This window comes from Neisseria sp. P0014.S009, assembly GCF_051958155.1.
In the GTDB taxonomy this organism is placed as follows: domain Bacteria; phylum Pseudomonadota; class Gammaproteobacteria; order Burkholderiales; family Neisseriaceae; genus Neisseria; species Neisseria flavescens_C.
In genome coordinates, this window is the sequence record NZ_JBQCVS010000010.1 from 1 (window position 1) to 14,843 (window position 14,843).

Consider the following 14,843-nt stretch of genomic DNA (forward strand, 5'->3'; position numbering starts at 1 on the left):
GAAGGTGCTCATGGAAAATCCCCTAAATGTCTTGGTGGGAATTTAGGGGATTTTGGGGAATTTTGCAAAGGTCTCAGTTTGTATTCTCAGGGCGGCGAGTGTCGCCCTTTTACTTTTCTAAAAAGTGAAGCAAATTCCGTAACAACAAATGCTTCTAAATTTAAAAATCAAAAGGCCGTCTGAAACCATGTGTCAGAAATCCTAGATTTCATTTCACACCGTTTCAGACGGCCTGATTTAATACGCTACTACTTAAAACGATACTTTCAAACTGCCGTAGAAGGCACGGCCATGCTCGTTGTAAGTTTGTGCGCCGGCAGTTGTGCGATACAGTTTTTTGTCAAACAGATTGCTGATACCGCCACGGACGGCCACGCGTTTATTCCAGTTGTAGCCGGCATTGATGCCCCAAATGCCGTAAGAGCCGACTTGCGTTTGGTTATGTTCGGAAGACAACGCTGCCACGCCTGCACGCGGATTGCCGTTTTGCTCCAAACGGTTGACTGCCACGCCGCGCGGCTTGGTGCGACCGTAGTGGGTAAAGGTCAGGTTGGCATCGAAGCGTTCGTTCGGTGTCCAAGACAATGTGCTGTTGATGGTGTGTTTCGGCACCAAAGACAATGGATTGCCTTGATAATCTTCGGATTTGTGCATGTAAGTGAAATTGTTGCTCCACTTGAGTGTGTCATGCAACGGAATCACCAAGTTGCCTTCGATACCCGAAATAGTCGCTTTCGGCGTATTTTCCCATTGCAGGAGCCAGTTGCCGATATTGCTGGTAGCAATGAGCTGGTCGCCGATCACGATTTTATTGCGGTACGCATTATGGAAATAGGTTGCAGAAGCCTGCCAGCCGTTTTTGTTGAACTCAAGGCCAATCTCTTTATTGATACTGGTTTCAGGTTTCAAATTTCCGTTGCCCATGTAGTAGCAGCGGACACTGTTCGGCGCATTGAGCGGACATCCCTGACCGCGTGTGTACAGGATAAAGTCGGGATTGGTTTGATACAGGTTTGGCGCTTTGTACGCACGGGCAACACCGCCTTTAACCAACCAGTTTTCGCCGATTTGATGCGAGAAGTTCAAAGCTGGACTCCAGTTGCTGCCGCTGTCGCTGTTGTGGTCGAAGCGGATGGCTGGAATCAAATGGGTTTTGTCGGTCAATGAAATATTGTCTTCAACGTAGGCTGCCCAGTTACGTTGCGAAGCCTTGCCGCCGCGCGTTGCGGAGATACCGTTAAACGCATCGGTTTTACCTTGGTCTTTAAATCCCTGACTATTGGAAGCAGGATCGTCCAACTTACTGTCAGTAAATTCCGCACCGACCGTCAACACATTATCAACACCAAGTTTAAACGGAATATTTGCTTCGCTGCTAAAGCGCAGGTTTTTCAGACGGCTTTGAACAAAATCCAAGCCTGTATAGCTGCCTTCCGGACCGCCTGCCAAACCTTCAGGCAAGTGGCTGTTGACTGTACGCTCATAACTGATCACGTTTTTGGTATCACCCCATTCCCATGCGCCGTCATGCGTTAAAGAATAAGCGGAACGGTATAAGCGGGCAGTTTCGGCTTTGCTGTCGGCCAAAGAATTAACCAAAGCAGAACGCGGATTGCTGTTTTGCGTATCGCCGTTGTAGATATTGCCCTGACGGCTGTAACTGCTGTCTAAAATCAATGTTTGTGCAGGGCTGATTTTCCATTGCAGACGGCCTGCAATGTCTTTATTGCGTACGCCTTCGACACCGGCCGCGCTGTCATTACCGTGTCCGGCATTAATATCAGCAGCATCTGCATCCGTTTTATTTAAATTGCCGTAAATACGGAAGCCCAAAGTATCTTGGATAATTGGACCACTCAAATTGAATCCGATACGGCGGGTTGCACCCTCTTTGCTGTCTTGCGGTTGATTGGCGTAAAGATTGACTTGGCCTTTAAATTCTTTAGACACTTTTTTGGTAACAATATTGACCACGCCGCCCATCGCACCCGAGCCATAACGTGTTGCCGCCGGACCGCGCAAAACGGTAATGGATTCAATTTCCTCAACCGGTACCCAGTTACTGTCGCCACGCGTATTGCGTTCACCGCGCATACTGATGCGTTCGGACTGGCGCGAATTAACCGGCTTGCCATCAATCAAAATCAAAGTGTTTTCAGGACCCATACCGCGCAAGTCGATTTGGCGTTTGTTGCCACGCTGACCTGTTGCCGTATTGCCGGTCAGATTGACACCGGGCATGGTGCGGACAAATTCGGAAATATCATTGGCTGCAGGGCGTTTGTCGATGTCGTCTTTAGAAATACGTGATACACCGAGCGATTGCTGCAATTGCTTCTCGGCAGTAACGTAAACGGTATCGACTTCAGCCTGTTCAACTGCTTTCTCTTCAGCTGCGTGTGAGAATGCACTAATTAACGCCAAAGGCAAAATGGCGAGTGTGAATGTTTTCATTGCATCGTTTCTCTTGGTTTTGTTTGTTTAAAATCAAAATAAAAATTACTTGAGATTTTAAATAAACTTAACAGAGTTTTCAATGCAATTAAGAGTGATTTACAATTAAAAGTTAAATTGTGCTAATAGAAATAACAAAATACCAAACAAGTAAAAAGGCCGTCTGAAACAGTATGAAACGAAATCCGAGATTCCTATCATACCGTTCAGACGGCCTTATTCAAATTTTAATTATTTGCCTGCTGCTTTTTGCAAAAGGGCATACAACTCGTCTTTGAGTTTGAGTTTGGCTTTTTTCAGCTCCTCGATTTCTTCGGCGCCGCTGGTTACCACGTTATTCACCAAACCGGTAATTTTATCGTCCAGCTCGTTGTGCTCCTCAAACAAACGGGCAAAGTGTGCATCCTCTTGTTTCAGTTTAGAAATCAGATCGCGATATTCTGGAAACATTTTGTTTTCCTCTCTTGTTAATTAAATAAAAAAGTACTGCTGCCAAAAACTAGGACGAATTAATCTTTAGCTTCATTATAACAAACACGGGCGTTTTATCCAGTCTTTTTTAAGCCGAAACTGTTTTATGTCAAAATTAATAATATCACCATTAGCCATCGTCCCAATGGAAAGAAACAGGTTTCTAGACGGTTTGCCGACTTGGGCATACAATCGGGCTTATGCGTTTACACAATGGCCGAACCACCCTATTCCGTCACATCAACGGCATGGACGGACAATTTATCCTGCTTGAAAACCATCCTTCATGGATGCCGGTCAATGATGCCGATTTCAACCATGCTGCCCCCTTGCCCGACGGTTTGGCCGTGCACGAAGAATCATTTTATCCATTTGAAAAAATAGATACCGCCGAATCGGCAGACAATATCAAAATCTTCAGCGAAGAAGCTCTACGGTTGGAGAAAGAACGATTAAATGCAGTAGCCTTGGTAGAACTGGCAAAAAATCTTAAAGCCGCCCAAGCCGAATCCGATTTGGTCGCACTTCTGGAAAAAATGGATTTTCATTTAAAACAAGATGATATTTTCAAATAAACCCTTCAATCTCAGGCCGTCTGAAACCAAACACCCGACACAATTGTTGACAATGCAAGAAAAATAGTTCATCTTGAACCAATCCGCAGCACTCCATCCTATATTTTCAGCCCATCACAAAGGAATCGAGAACATGTTTTCAAAAAGCGTTACCCTCGCACAATATGACCCCGATTTAGCAGCAGCCATCGCCCAAGAAGACCAACGCCAGCAAGACCACGTCGAGCTGATCGCCTCTGAAAACTACGTCAGCTGTGCCGTTATGGAAGCCCAAGGTTCGCAATTGACCAACAAATATGCTGAAGGCTATCCTGGCAAACGCTACTACGGTGGCTGCGAATACGTTGATATTGTCGAACAATTGGCGATTGACCGCGCTAAAGAGTTGTTTGGCGCAGAATATGTCAATGTCCAACCGCACTCCGGCTCCCAAGCCAACCAAGCCGTGTACGCTTCTGTTTTGAAACCGGGCGACACCATTTTGGGCATGTCTCTGGCACACGGCGGCCACTTGACCCACGGTGCCAGCGTCAATATTTCCGGCAAACTCTACAACGCCATTACTTATGGTTTGGATGAAAACGAAGTTCTCGATTATGCCGAAGTAGAACGCTTGGCTCTTGAACACAAACCCAAAATGATTGTGGCCGGCGCATCTGCCTACGCGTTGCAAATCGACTGGGCAAAATTCCGCGAAATCGCCGATAAAGTCGGCGCATACCTCTTTGTCGACATGGCGCACTATGCCGGTCTGATTGCCGGCGGCGAATATCCTAACCCGGTGCCATTCTGCGACTTCGTGACCACCACCACCCACAAAACCCTGCGCGGCCCTCGCGGCGGTGTGATTTTGTGCCGTGACAATACCCACGAAAAAGCGCTGAACTCTTCCATCTTCCCAAGCCTGCAAGGTGGTCCGTTGATGCACGTTATTGCTGCCAAAGCCGTAGCGTTTAAAGAAGCGTTGCAACCTGAGTTCAAACAATACGCAAAACAAGTGAAAATCAATGCTGCCGCTATGGCGGAAGAGTTGGTTAAACGCGGTTTGCGCATCGTTTCCGGCCGTACCGAAAGCCACGTTTTCCTCGTTGACCTGCAACCGATGAAAATCACCGGCAAAGCCGCTGAAGCCGCTTTGGGCAAAGCTCACATTACCGTCAACAAAAACGCCATCCCGAATGATCCGGAAAAACCATTCGTTACTTCCGGCATCCGCATCGGCTCCGCCGCCATGACTACACGCGGCTTTAACGAAGCCGATGCGCGCGTATTGGCAAACTTGGTTGCTGACGTATTGGCCAACCCTGAAGACGAAGCCAATCTCGCCAAAGTCCGCGAACAAGTAACTGCTTTGTGCGATAAATATCCGGTTTACGGCGCATAAACATTTCGCCTTGGATAAAATAACAGGCCGTCTGAAACTTCAGACGGCCTTTTTTTATTTCAACTTTTCTTTTAAATTTCAAAACTGTTTGCTTTGCTGACTTTGCGTATCATGCCTGCCGCGACAGTATGGTTAGTGGCTTCGTCAATCAAAATAAACGCGCCTTGTGCATGGTTGTCTTCGTATGCGGCAGCAGCGAGCGGCTGCTGGGTTTTGAAGCTGACGCTGCCGATGTCGTTGAGCTTGAGCGTTTCGGCGGATTCGACGCGGCTAAGGGTGTTCACGTCCCAGACGTAGGCAATTTCGCTGATTTTTACGGGCGTGGTTTGGGTAGTGTGCTTCAGCAAATATTTGCGGCGCAGATTGAGCGGAATATCGTCAAACCAGCAAAGCGCGGCTTGAAATTGTTGTTCGGGAACAATGGCACTGTCGGCTGAAACAATGCTGTTGCCGCGTGAAACATCGATGTCTGCATCCAAAACGACAGTCAACACTTCCCCTGCCTCGGCAGATTCGGTTTTACCGTTTGCATTATAGATTTCGGCAACTTTGGCAACATGGCCGCTGGGCAGGACTTTAACTTCATCGCCCACTTTCAGACGGCCCGCTTCCAATCTGCCTTGATAGCCGCGGAAGTCGTCGCTGCTGCTGCCGTCTTGGCGCGCCACACGTTGTACGGGAAAATGCGTGGCTTGGTCGGCGGCATTTTGACGGTTGACGGGCAGGCTTTCGAGCAAAGGCAGAAGCGGTAAACCTTGATACCACGGGGTTTGGCTGCTGGCATTGACGATATTGTCGCCTTTTAAAGCGCTGATGGGCAGGAAGTGGATTTGTGCTTTGAGGCCAATTTGTTCCGCCAGTTTGCGGTAGGCCTCGGTAATGGTTTGATATTTGGCTTCGTCAAAGTCGAGCAGGTCGAGTTTGTTGACGGCGACAATGATATTGGGGCAGCCCAAGAGCTTCAAAATCGCGCTGTGGCGTTTGGTTTGCGGCAGAAGGACGGGCTCGCTGCCGGAAAAATCGACGCGCGTGGCATCGACTAAAATAATGGCGGCATCCGCAGTCGATGCGCCTGTAACCATATTGCGCGTGTATTGCTCGTGTCCCGGCGTGTCGGCGATGATGAATTTGCGTTTGGGCGTGGCGAAATAACGGTAGGCCACGTCAATGGTAATGCCTTGTTCGCGCTCGGCGGCAAGGCCGTCTGTCAGGCTGGCAAAATCAGGCGTTTCGCCGTTTTCAGCGGCACGGTTGAGCTTGTCAATCTGGTCGGTCAGTAAGGTTTTGCTGTCGTAGAGCAGGCGGCCGATGAGGGTGGATTTGCCGTCATCGACACTGCCGGCGGTAATGAAGCGCAAAAGCGGAGCGGAAGCTGCGGTCATGATTCTTTCCCATTTCTCGTGATTTCTCAAACTGACTGCTACTTTAAACAGGCCGTCTGAAAATGGGAAAGAATGTTTGGTTGTTAAAAAAGCTGTTTTCGTTATATCGCAAAGCTATGGGATATTGCTTCACACCATCTGTTTTCTCCGGGTCGCCAACCAACATACAATCGATCCTAAGCACACCATTCCCGCCCCCTGCCAAAACGTCATGGACAAAGGCGCGCTGATCAAAAACGAGGACACTACCGCAGACAATACCGGAATGAAATAAGATGCGCCCGCCAATACGGTCAGATTACCGCGCGAAATACCGATATTCCACACTGCATAGCCCAACCCCATGCAAGATGCAGCGGCAACGGCATAGCCGAGCGATACGGAATCAAAACTCAACGTATCCGCGCCGCTGAGAAAATACTCTATCCACAACAGCATCGACACCAGTGCAAAGAAGAAGCCGACGCTGCTGCCCTCTGCTTTCACCCGCGCCGTCAGCGTACAATATGCCGCCCAAAACACCGCATCCGCAAATGCCATGATGTAGCCGCCGGGATTGGTGCGGACATTGTGGTAGATGCCGGAAATCGACAAACCGACATCACCGCCCAGTACAGTGGCAATCCCCAAAAATGACAGCACAAAGCCGATGACTATCCACCATTTTGACGGCTGTTTGTTGAAATATACCGCCCCGACGATGGTAAACGTCGGCCACAAATAATTGACCATGCCGATTTCCACCGCCTGTCTCGCGTTTTGCGCGAAACCGACCGATAACGACAAACACAGTTCGCAGCCGACAAAAAACACGCTTGCCCAAAACAAATAGCTGCGGTTGTAATTGCGCAAATGCGGCCGGCCGAAAATCAGCCAAATCAATACAGTGGACAGGGTGTACATCATTGCCGCGCCGCCCACTGCCCCCATATGCAGGCTCAAAGAGCGTATCAGAGAAATGACGAAGCTCCACAAGGCAACGGCAAGCAGCCCGATGGCAGTGGCTTGTTTGGAGGAGATATTTTGAGATAAGAAATGAATCATGGCGTATGTGCTGAAGATGGTTTTATTAGGTTTATCGTAGTTTGAATATATCGTTTTTACATTAATTATTTTAACGGTTTCAAGGCCGTCTGAAAATGATTGTTTCAGACGGCCTTCTATTTGCAATTAGTCCTAAACATGACTATAATCCGCATCCAATTAGTCAATATTGAGACCAATTTATGAATCAGCTCGACCAACTCGGTATGCGCATTAGCCACATAGACAGCGCATTTGACCAACGGATTAAACAGCAAAACACCAACTACAACACCTTAGCCGTTCTCTATACCTTAGCCACCGAAGGCAGCCGCACTCAAAAATACATAGGCGAAGAATGGAGCCTGCCCAAGCAAACCGTTTCCGGCACATGCAAAACGCTGGCGGAACAAGGCTTGCTGACATTCCACGAAAGCGAACAAGACAAACGCGAACGTTTATTGTCACTGACCGAGCAAGGCAAGGAATCTGCCACACCATTGGTGCAAAACATGCAGGAATTCAGCAAACGAATATTTACCGCCTTCGGTGAAAAACGTGCAGCCCGACTGTTTGCCGATTTGGACGCGTTGGCCGAATTAATGGCGCAAACCCTCAATACTAAATAAGGAGGGCAACCATGTGGAAAATGTTGAAACACATCGGTCAAACACACCGCCGCAAACTCATCACAACCTTCTCTCTCGTCGGCTTGGATAATCTGCTCTTGCTGATATATCCCGTATTTGGCGGCTGGGCGATTAATGCCGTTATGGAAGGCAAAGTCTGGCAGGCAATGTTGTATGGTGTGGTGGTTTTATTGATGTGGCTGGTCGGCGCCGCCCGCCGAGTAGCCGATACGCGTACGTTTACCCAAATCTATACCGAAATCGCCGTCCCGGTCGTTTTGGAACAGCGCAAGCGAGAAGTACCGCATTCCGCCATTACCGCACGCGTCGCCCTATCGCGCGAGTTTGTCAGTTTTTTTGAAGAACACCTGCCCATTGCTGCTACTTCGCTGGTCTCCATCTTCGGTGCATGTATGATGTTGCTGATATTGGAATTTTGGGTGGGCGTATTGGCTGTCGCGATACTTGCCCTGTTTTTATGGTTGCTGTCGCGTTTTGCCACCATCAGCGAAAACCTATATTTCCGTTTAAACAACCGGCTTGAACGCGACAACCACCTTATCCGCGACGGCAACGAGCATCAGCTCTACTGCCACTACGGCTGGGTTGCCAAACTACGCGTGCTGATTTCCAACCGCGAAGCCTTAGGCTATCTCAGTATCGGCATGGCGATGAGCGTATTGTTCGGCTTCGCCTTTATACACATGACGCTTAAAGGCTATGGCAGCGCCGGCCATATCTATTCCGTCAGCACTTATTTATGGATGTTTGCAATGAGCTTGGACGACGTACCGCGCTTGGTCGAACAATACTCCAATCTAAAAGACATCGGACAACGTGTTGAACTCTCGGAAGAAAACAATCTTTCCAAGGCCATCTGAAACCTTAACACACTATCAGGACATATTATGAGTTGGTTTTATTTAATCTTAGCCGGTATGCTGGAAATCGGCTGGCCATTGGGCTTGAAGCTGGCACAACAAGAAGGCTACCGTTGGCATGGCTTTGCCGCCGCGCTTGCCTGCATCGTCGGCAGCGGATACCTCCTTTACCTTGCCCAAAAAAGTATTCCGATGGGTACAGCCTACGCCGTCTGGACAGGCATAGGTGCGGCAGGAGCTTTTTTGGTAGGCGTTGTATTTTTCAACGATGCCGCCAACATCGGCCGCTGGCTCGGCGCATTTCTCATCATCTCCGGCGTCGTAGTGATGAAACTCTCCAGCGGCAACTGAAAATCCCGTTTCTATCCAATCCAAGGCCGTCTGAACGAGCATGTTCAGACGGCCTAATACCTTCCCGAATATAACGAAATCATCTTAAATTAAAACCAAGCATTCTTTCCTTTTTTCAGACGGCCTGTTTAAAGTGGCGACTGTCCATTATTCAAACAATCGGTTATAGCCGTCCAACAAAGGAATCCAAATGAGCCAAGCCAATCCGCTTCCACCCGAACTTTCCGCCCAACTCTCCACACTATCCCCCACCCAACTTGCCTGGCTCTCCGGCTATTGCTGGGCGCAAAGCCAAGGCATATCCGGTATAGCAACCCAACCATCTGCCCTGCAAACAGCTGCCTCGACAGTCAGCCGCCGCGTATTAGTCCTCTCCGCCTCCCAAACCGGCAATGCCTGCAGCGTTGCCGAATCCTTACATGCCAAACTTCAAGCTGCCGGCGTAGAAGCCCGCCTCAGCAGTGCAGGCGATTTCAAAAGCAAAACCCTGCCCGACGAAGACATCGTGCTTTTAGTTACCTCCACCCAAGGCGAAGGCGAACCGCCCGAAGAAGCCCTGCCCCTGTACAAATTCATCTACGGCAAAAAGAAACCTGATCTCAGCAAACTGACCTTTGCCGTCTTAGGTCTTGGCGATTCCTCCTATCCCAACTTCTGCCAAGCAGGCAAAGACTTTGATGCCAAATTTGCCGAACTGGGCGCAGGCCGTCTGAACGACTTAGGCATTTGCGACTTAGAATTCCAAGCTGATGCCGACGCATGGATTGCCGCCGTCGTACCCAAAGTAGCCAAATTAACCGCCCAAGCAGCAAGCCCAAGTCCAACCGCTACACCAAACAGCTCAGCAACACCAAGTAGCGGCACCGTCTACACCAAAGAAAAACCCTACACAGCCACCCTATCCGTGCGCCAAAAAATCACCTCGCGCGACGCAGAGAAAGACGTCGAACACATCGAAATCGACCTCAGCGGCTCAGGTCTGCATTATCAGGCAGGTGACGCACTCGGCGTATGGCCGCTGAATGCCGCCGACCTCGTTCAAGAAATCCTCGACCTCAACCAACTGAACGGCAACGAAACCGTCCAACTTTCAGACGGCCGCGAAACCGACATCCGTACCGCCCTGACCGAATCTGCAGACATTACCCAAAACACACCTGCATTCGTCCAACAATACGCCGAATTAACAAACAACGAAGAACTCAAAATCATAGCCGCAGATAAAGCCCAACTAGACGCTTATCTCGCCGCCACACCGCCCGTTGGCGTATTTGCCGCCCATCTACACCCACTGGACGCACAAACCCTATACAGCCTATTCCGCCCACAAACCCCGCGCCTTTACTCCATCGCCTCCGCACAAGACGAAGTCGGTGAAGAAGTCCACCTTACCGTAGGCGTCGTCCGTTTCAACCACCACGACCACACCTACACCGGTACAGCTTCCGGCTACTTGGGCGAACGCCTCGAAGAAGGCAGCGAAGTCCGCGTCTTTGTCGAACCCAACCCCAACTTCCGCCTACCCCAAAACGGCGATACCCCCATCATCATGATCGGCGCAGGCACAGGCGTCGCCCCATTCCGCTCCTTTATGCAACAACGCGCAGCCAATGGCGACAGCGGCAAAAATTGGCTCTTCTTCGGCAACCAACGCCTGGCCGACGACTTCCTCTACCAACTCGAATGGAGCGAATGGCGCAAAGACGGCCTCCTCACCCGCGCCGACCTCGCATGGAGCCGACAAGGCGAACACAAAGTCTACGTCCAACACAAAATCACCGAACGCGCCGCCGAAGTTTGGAACTGGCTGCAACAAGGCGCACACATCTACGTCTGCGGCGACGCCGCCCGCATGGCACGCGATGTCGAAAACGCCCTGATCGAAGTCATCGAAACCCAAGGCAAACTCAGCCGTGACGAAGCCGAAGACTACCTCAACGACCTGCGCGAAGACAAACGCTACCAACGCGACGTTTATTGATTGGATAAACAAAAATAAAGGCCGTCTGAAAGCTGAATTTCAGACGGCCTTTTTAAAGAGCCTGCTCGGATTGTTATCAATTTGCCCGGTTTTGCATTATAATTGTGCAGATTTGACTCACTCGAAAGAAAATAAATTGGAAGGATTACAACAACTTGTAGATTTATTGGTGGGTTTTGTCGATTGGATATTGAAATTACTGGCATTCTTGTTTTAAACTACGTTCCATTCTTTTATACATTAAAGACGTATTTTCATCATGCAAACCGCGCAACGCTCTGCTACTTTCTTCTATTGGTACCACACAAACGTGCGGTACTTTTTTGCGCTTGTCTAAAACAGACCAAATTGAAAATACGCAAATTAGAGCCGCCTCATTTGAGCGGCTTTTTTTATACCCACCATGGCCGCTTAAATCCACCCATTTTTAAGAAATAAGGAATACAGCCATGACTGCCTCAACTAAAATCCACAGCCAAACCCAAATGTTACACACCTGCCGCATGGTCGTTGACAGCAACAGCCACCACAGCATGCTCAACATGCACACTTTGCCTGATTCGCCTGACAGCCTCATCAGCGAAGCCCTGATTCCGCAAGTGCGCACCATCGCGACTTTGATTGCCGCAGAGCGCCACGACTTCAATCAAAGCAGCCCCAACGTTTTTACTGATGAAGCGGATTTCTTCGCAGCGCGTATTTTGGTTTTGGGCGTACGCCGTTTCCATTTAGACATTACCCTGCTGCCTATGCTCAAGACTGCCAACAAACGCGCCGAAGCTTTCGCCAAACGCCATCACATGCCCTTCTCTCCCGCTGAAATGCAAATGTCCCTGCACACCCGCCGCCCTGCCAACCTGCTGATTATCGAAACCGAACACGAAATGCCTGCACTGGGCAATCTGGCAGCCAACAGCCGCGCATTTGCAGCGCAACTTTCCAATATTATTTTGTAAAACCACTTGAAAAACAGGGAAATGGTTTAATATTAGGCGAACACACTCCGCCGAAATCTCGGCAAAGACAAACCTCTCTCAGGAAAAACAATGAAAAAACTGATTGCCTTAGCCGCCCTTTCCACTTTTGCCCTCGCTGCCTGCAAAGACAATACCCAAGCGCAGCTTGAGCAGCAACAAAAACAAATCGAAGCATTGCAACAACAGTTGGCACAACAAGCAGGCCAACAAGAAGACAATACAGTTTACCAGCTCACGCCTGAAGCCGTGAAAGACACCATTCCTGCCGAGGCACAAGCCAACGGCAACAACGGCCAACCGGTAACCGGTACAGACGGTCAACAATACATCTACGACCAATCCACCGGCAGCTGGCTGCTGCAAAGCTTGGTGGGCGCGGCAGCCGGTGCATTTATCGGCAACGCATTGGCCAACAAATTCACACAGGCGCGCAATCAAAACAGCCCGATTGCCCGTCAAGCCCGTACTAACTATTATCAAACCGCACGTCCAAACGGACGCACCAGCCAACAGCTAAATACGCGCACCCTGCGTGCCCAACAGCAAAATGCGCAACAACAAAACGCTCAACAGCAACAGCGTTACCGCGAAACCGCGCGTCAGCCTTCCAACTACCGCCGCCCAAGCATGGGGCGAGGCTTTGGCCGCCGTCGCTGATTCGGTTTATACCCCATCTTTGATATAAACTCGCACAATATAAAAGGCCGTCTGAAAATCTGATTTTCAGACGGCCTTTAGCCCTTCTCTATTTTCTTATTGCAGACTTGTTGGGTTGTCTGTATGCATTATGCCCAGAAATCGCGAGGTGCATCTAATACAGGTTTGACGATACCGGTGCGGACGGCAAAATCGCCGAAGCCTTCATCATCGAGTCGGTTTTGCGCCCAATCGGCCACCCAGCCTTCGACAATTTCAAGGATTTCAGGTTCGGTAATGTTTTCTTTAAACAGGCGCGGGATGCGGGTACCTTCGCGGTTACCGCCTGCGTAAAGGTTGTAGCGACCGACTGCTTTACCGACCAAACCGATTTCCGCCAGCATGGCGCGACCGCAACCGTTGGGACAACCGGTTACGCGCAAAACGATGTATTCGTCTTCCAAGCCATATTTGGCGAACATTTCATCAATTTTATCGGAGAATGTCGGCAGGAAGCGTTCGGCCTCCGCCATCGCCAGCGGGCAAGTCGGCAAGGCAACGCAGGCCATTGAGTTCTCACGCTGGATGGTAATCGATTTGCTGATAAGGCCATGGTCTTTGGCGATTTTATCAATCGTGTCTTTCAATTCGGGCGGTACATTGGCAACCACCAGATTTTGGTTGGCAGTCAGACGGAAGTCGCCGGGATGGATTTTGGCAATTTCGCGGATGCCTGTTTTCAACGGTCTGCCGGGATAATCGAGCAGGCGGCCGTTTTCAATAAACAAAGTCAAATGCCAGTTGCCTTCATGCCCTTGTACCCAGCCGATATGGTCGCCGCGATGGGTGAATTTGTAAGGGCGGATGGGTTCAAATTTAATGCCCATGCGTCTTTCGACTTCTTCTTTGAACACATCCACACCGACGCGTTGCAGCGTATAGCGTGTACGCGCTGCTTTACGGTCGCTGCGGTTGCCCCAGTCGCGCTGGGTGCTGACGACGGCTTCGGCGGCGTTGAGGGTGTATTCCAGCGGTACGAAACCGAATTCGTAAGAAGTGTTCGGATAAGTTTTGGTATTACCGTGTTCACTGGATAAACCGCCACCGACCAATACATTGAAGCCCACCAACTTGCCGTTTTCTGCAATCGCCACGAAACCCAAGTCGTTTGAATGAATGTCCACATCGTTATCAGGCGGAATCACAACGGCGGTTTTGAATTTGCGCGGCAAATAGGTTTTACCCAAAATCGGCTCTACATCGTCGGCAATTTCTTTATTGCGCGGCTCGGTCGGCTCGGTCGTGAACACTTTTTCACCGTCCAGCCATACATCGGCATATGCCATGGTGCGCGGCAGAAGGTGCATACTGATGCGCGCCGCCCATTCATAGGCTTCTTGATGTAAAGTGCTTTGCACAGGATTGCTGGTACACAACACATTGCGGTTGACATCGCTGGCTGTGGCAATGGAATCCAAACCAAGTTTGTGCAATGCCTGATGCGCCTGTTTTAAATCGGTTTTCAGAATACCGTGGTATTGGAAGGTTTGACGGTTGGTCAGGCGGATGGAGCCGTAAATCGTGTTTTCACCGGCAAATTTGTCAATACCCAGCCACTGCTTCGGCGTAATGATGCCGCCGGGCAGACGGCAACGCAACATCATGTTTTTTAAGGGTTCAAGTTTTTGTTCGGTACGCTCGGCACGGATATCACGGTTGTCCTGTTCGTACATGCCGTGGAAGCGGATAAGCTGAAAGTTGTCGGCGGTAAAGCCGCCGGTAAAATCGTCTTTCAACTCTTCCTTAATCGTGCCATGCAGATAATCGCTGCGCTCTTTCAAGGCTTCGTTGCCGGACAAAGGCGTCTCAGGTAGCTTGGCTCGTGGGTCGGTTGTGGTAGCAGTCATTGAAGCACTCCTTATTTTTGGTATAGGCGTTACTTTAATGAGGCCGTCTGAAAATGAGAAAGAATGGTTTGTTTGTTTTAAAGACGATTTTGTTATATCGGTAAAATGCCGCACTTACCTATAGCTAATTTGAATTTACTATATTTATGTTCTGACTGATGAGCGTTGGCAGATTAGAAATAAATTGAACAG

At 49.7% G+C, this 14,843-nt stretch carries 14 protein-coding genes; 9 read left to right on the forward strand and 5 right to left on the reverse strand.

Annotated elements, in window-relative coordinates; genetic code table 11:
- On the forward strand, window positions 1–183 hold a 183-nt coding region (locus tag ACTHS4_RS08170; RefSeq protein WP_440365698.1), incomplete at its 5' end, for a hypothetical protein.
- 69 nt (window positions 184–252) lie between these two features.
- On the opposite strand, the gene ACTHS4_RS08175 is transcribed toward ACTHS4_RS08170, so the two are convergent.
- Together ACTHS4_RS08175 and ACTHS4_RS08180 are read right to left on the reverse strand one after the other, a co-directional pair.
- A complete protein-coding gene (locus ACTHS4_RS08175; protein WP_293198050.1) occupies window positions 253–2,454 on the reverse strand; it encodes a FepA family TonB-dependent siderophore receptor in 2,202 nt (733 codons plus the stop codon).
- A 231-nt stretch (window positions 2,455–2,685) separates the two neighbouring features.
- Window positions 2,686–2,904 carry a YdcH family protein gene (locus ACTHS4_RS08180; protein WP_003746288.1) on the reverse strand — a complete coding sequence of 73 codons (219 nt, stop codon included), beginning with the start codon at window positions 2,902–2,904 and terminating at the stop codon, window positions 2,686–2,688.
- 221 nt (window positions 2,905–3,125) lie between these two features.
- On the opposite strand from ACTHS4_RS08180, the gene ACTHS4_RS08185 reads away from it, so the two are divergent.
- Window positions 3,126–3,500 carry a hypothetical protein gene (locus ACTHS4_RS08185; protein WP_440365699.1) on the forward strand — a complete coding sequence of 125 codons (375 nt, stop codon included), beginning with the start codon at window positions 3,126–3,128 and terminating at the stop codon, window positions 3,498–3,500.
- Between the two features lie 133 nt (window positions 3,501–3,633).
- A complete protein-coding gene (glyA, locus tag ACTHS4_RS08190) occupies window positions 3,634–4,884 on the forward strand; it encodes a serine hydroxymethyltransferase (RefSeq protein ID WP_314512834.1) in 1,251 nt (416 codons plus the stop codon).
- A 71-nt stretch (window positions 4,885–4,955) separates the two neighbouring features.
- Here glyA and ACTHS4_RS08195 read toward each other — a convergent pair whose 3' ends face one another.
- Together ACTHS4_RS08195 and yddG are read right to left on the reverse strand one after the other, a co-directional pair.
- Entirely contained in the window at window positions 4,956–6,266 is a 1,311-nt protein-coding gene (locus ACTHS4_RS08195; RefSeq protein WP_440365700.1) for a sulfate adenylyltransferase subunit 1, read from the reverse strand.
- 129 nt (window positions 6,267–6,395) lie between these two features.
- Entirely contained in the window at window positions 6,396–7,310 is a 915-nt protein-coding gene (yddG, locus tag ACTHS4_RS08200; RefSeq protein WP_070827037.1) for an aromatic amino acid DMT transporter YddG, read from the reverse strand.
- 182 nt (window positions 7,311–7,492) lie between these two features.
- On the opposite strand from yddG, the gene ACTHS4_RS08205 reads away from it, so the two are divergent.
- The 6 genes from ACTHS4_RS08205 (at window position 7,493) to ACTHS4_RS08230 (ending at window position 12,765) form a co-directional block, all read left to right on the forward strand.
- The gene (locus ACTHS4_RS08205) at window positions 7,493–7,918 is read left to right on the forward strand and encodes a MarR family winged helix-turn-helix transcriptional regulator (RefSeq protein WP_440365701.1); all 426 of its coding nucleotides are present in this window, start codon (window positions 7,493–7,495) and stop codon (window positions 7,916–7,918) included.
- 11 nt (window positions 7,919–7,929) lie between these two features.
- A complete protein-coding gene (locus ACTHS4_RS08210; RefSeq protein WP_070826887.1) occupies window positions 7,930–8,799 on the forward strand; it encodes an ABC transporter six-transmembrane domain-containing protein in 870 nt (289 codons plus the stop codon).
- A 27-nt stretch (window positions 8,800–8,826) separates the two neighbouring features.
- Window positions 8,827–9,150 (forward strand): DMT family transporter, encoded by a 324-nt coding sequence (locus ACTHS4_RS08215; RefSeq protein ID WP_070826885.1) that lies wholly within the window; start codon window positions 8,827–8,829, stop codon window positions 9,148–9,150.
- A 190-nt stretch (window positions 9,151–9,340) separates the two neighbouring features.
- The gene (locus ACTHS4_RS08220) at window positions 9,341–11,131 is read left to right on the forward strand and encodes an assimilatory sulfite reductase (NADPH) flavoprotein subunit (protein ID WP_070826884.1); all 1,791 of its coding nucleotides are present in this window, start codon (window positions 9,341–9,343) and stop codon (window positions 11,129–11,131) included.
- A 449-nt stretch (window positions 11,132–11,580) separates the two neighbouring features.
- On the forward strand, window positions 11,581–12,087 hold the full coding sequence (locus ACTHS4_RS08225; RefSeq protein ID WP_003685697.1) for a hypothetical protein: 507 nt from the start codon (window positions 11,581–11,583) through the stop codon (window positions 12,085–12,087).
- A 90-nt stretch (window positions 12,088–12,177) separates the two neighbouring features.
- A complete protein-coding gene (locus ACTHS4_RS08230) occupies window positions 12,178–12,765 on the forward strand; it encodes a hypothetical protein (RefSeq protein ID WP_070826882.1) in 588 nt (195 codons plus the stop codon).
- Window positions 12,766–12,893: 128 nt separating this feature from the next.
- Here the strand turns inward: ACTHS4_RS08230 and cysI are convergent, their stop codons facing one another.
- Window positions 12,894–14,651, reverse strand: coding sequence for an assimilatory sulfite reductase (NADPH) hemoprotein subunit (cysI, locus tag ACTHS4_RS08235; protein WP_070826880.1), 1,758 nt, complete (start codon window positions 14,649–14,651; stop codon window positions 12,894–12,896).
- Between the last annotated feature and the right edge of the window lie 192 nt (window positions 14,652–14,843).

Bases quoted from the DNA above. Each gene is read 5' to 3' on its own strand.
- ACTHS4_RS08225 (WP_003685697.1), top strand. From the start codon at position 11,581: ATGACTGCCTCAACTAAAATCCACAGCCAAACCCAAATGTTACACACC.
- ACTHS4_RS08175 (WP_293198050.1), bottom strand. From the start codon at position 2,454: ATGAAAACATTCACACTCGCCATTTTGCCTTTGGCGTTAATTAGTGCA.
- ACTHS4_RS08230 (WP_070826882.1), top strand. From the start codon at position 12,178: ATGAAAAAACTGATTGCCTTAGCCGCCCTTTCCACTTTTGCCCTCGCT.
- ACTHS4_RS08215 (WP_070826885.1), top strand. From the start codon at position 8,827: ATGAGTTGGTTTTATTTAATCTTAGCCGGTATGCTGGAAATCGGCTGG.
- ACTHS4_RS08220 (WP_070826884.1), top strand. From the start codon at position 9,341: ATGAGCCAAGCCAATCCGCTTCCACCCGAACTTTCCGCCCAACTCTCC.
- ACTHS4_RS08205 (WP_440365701.1), top strand. From the start codon at position 7,493: ATGAATCAGCTCGACCAACTCGGTATGCGCATTAGCCACATAGACAGC.
- ACTHS4_RS08210 (WP_070826887.1), top strand. From the start codon at position 7,930: ATGTGGAAAATGTTGAAACACATCGGTCAAACACACCGCCGCAAACTC.
- ACTHS4_RS08195 (WP_440365700.1), bottom strand. From the start codon at position 6,266: ATGACCGCAGCTTCCGCTCCGCTTTTGCGCTTCATTACCGCCGGCAGT.
- yddG (WP_070827037.1), bottom strand. From the start codon at position 7,310: ATGATTCATTTCTTATCTCAAAATATCTCCTCCAAACAAGCCACTGCC.
- ACTHS4_RS08185 (WP_440365699.1), top strand. From the start codon at position 3,126: ATGCGTTTACACAATGGCCGAACCACCCTATTCCGTCACATCAACGGC.
- cysI (WP_070826880.1), bottom strand. From the start codon at position 14,651: ATGACTGCTACCACAACCGACCCACGAGCCAAGCTACCTGAGACGCCT.
- glyA (WP_314512834.1), top strand. From the start codon at position 3,634: ATGTTTTCAAAAAGCGTTACCCTCGCACAATATGACCCCGATTTAGCA.
- ACTHS4_RS08180 (WP_003746288.1), bottom strand. From the start codon at position 2,904: ATGTTTCCAGAATATCGCGATCTGATTTCTAAACTGAAACAAGAGGAT.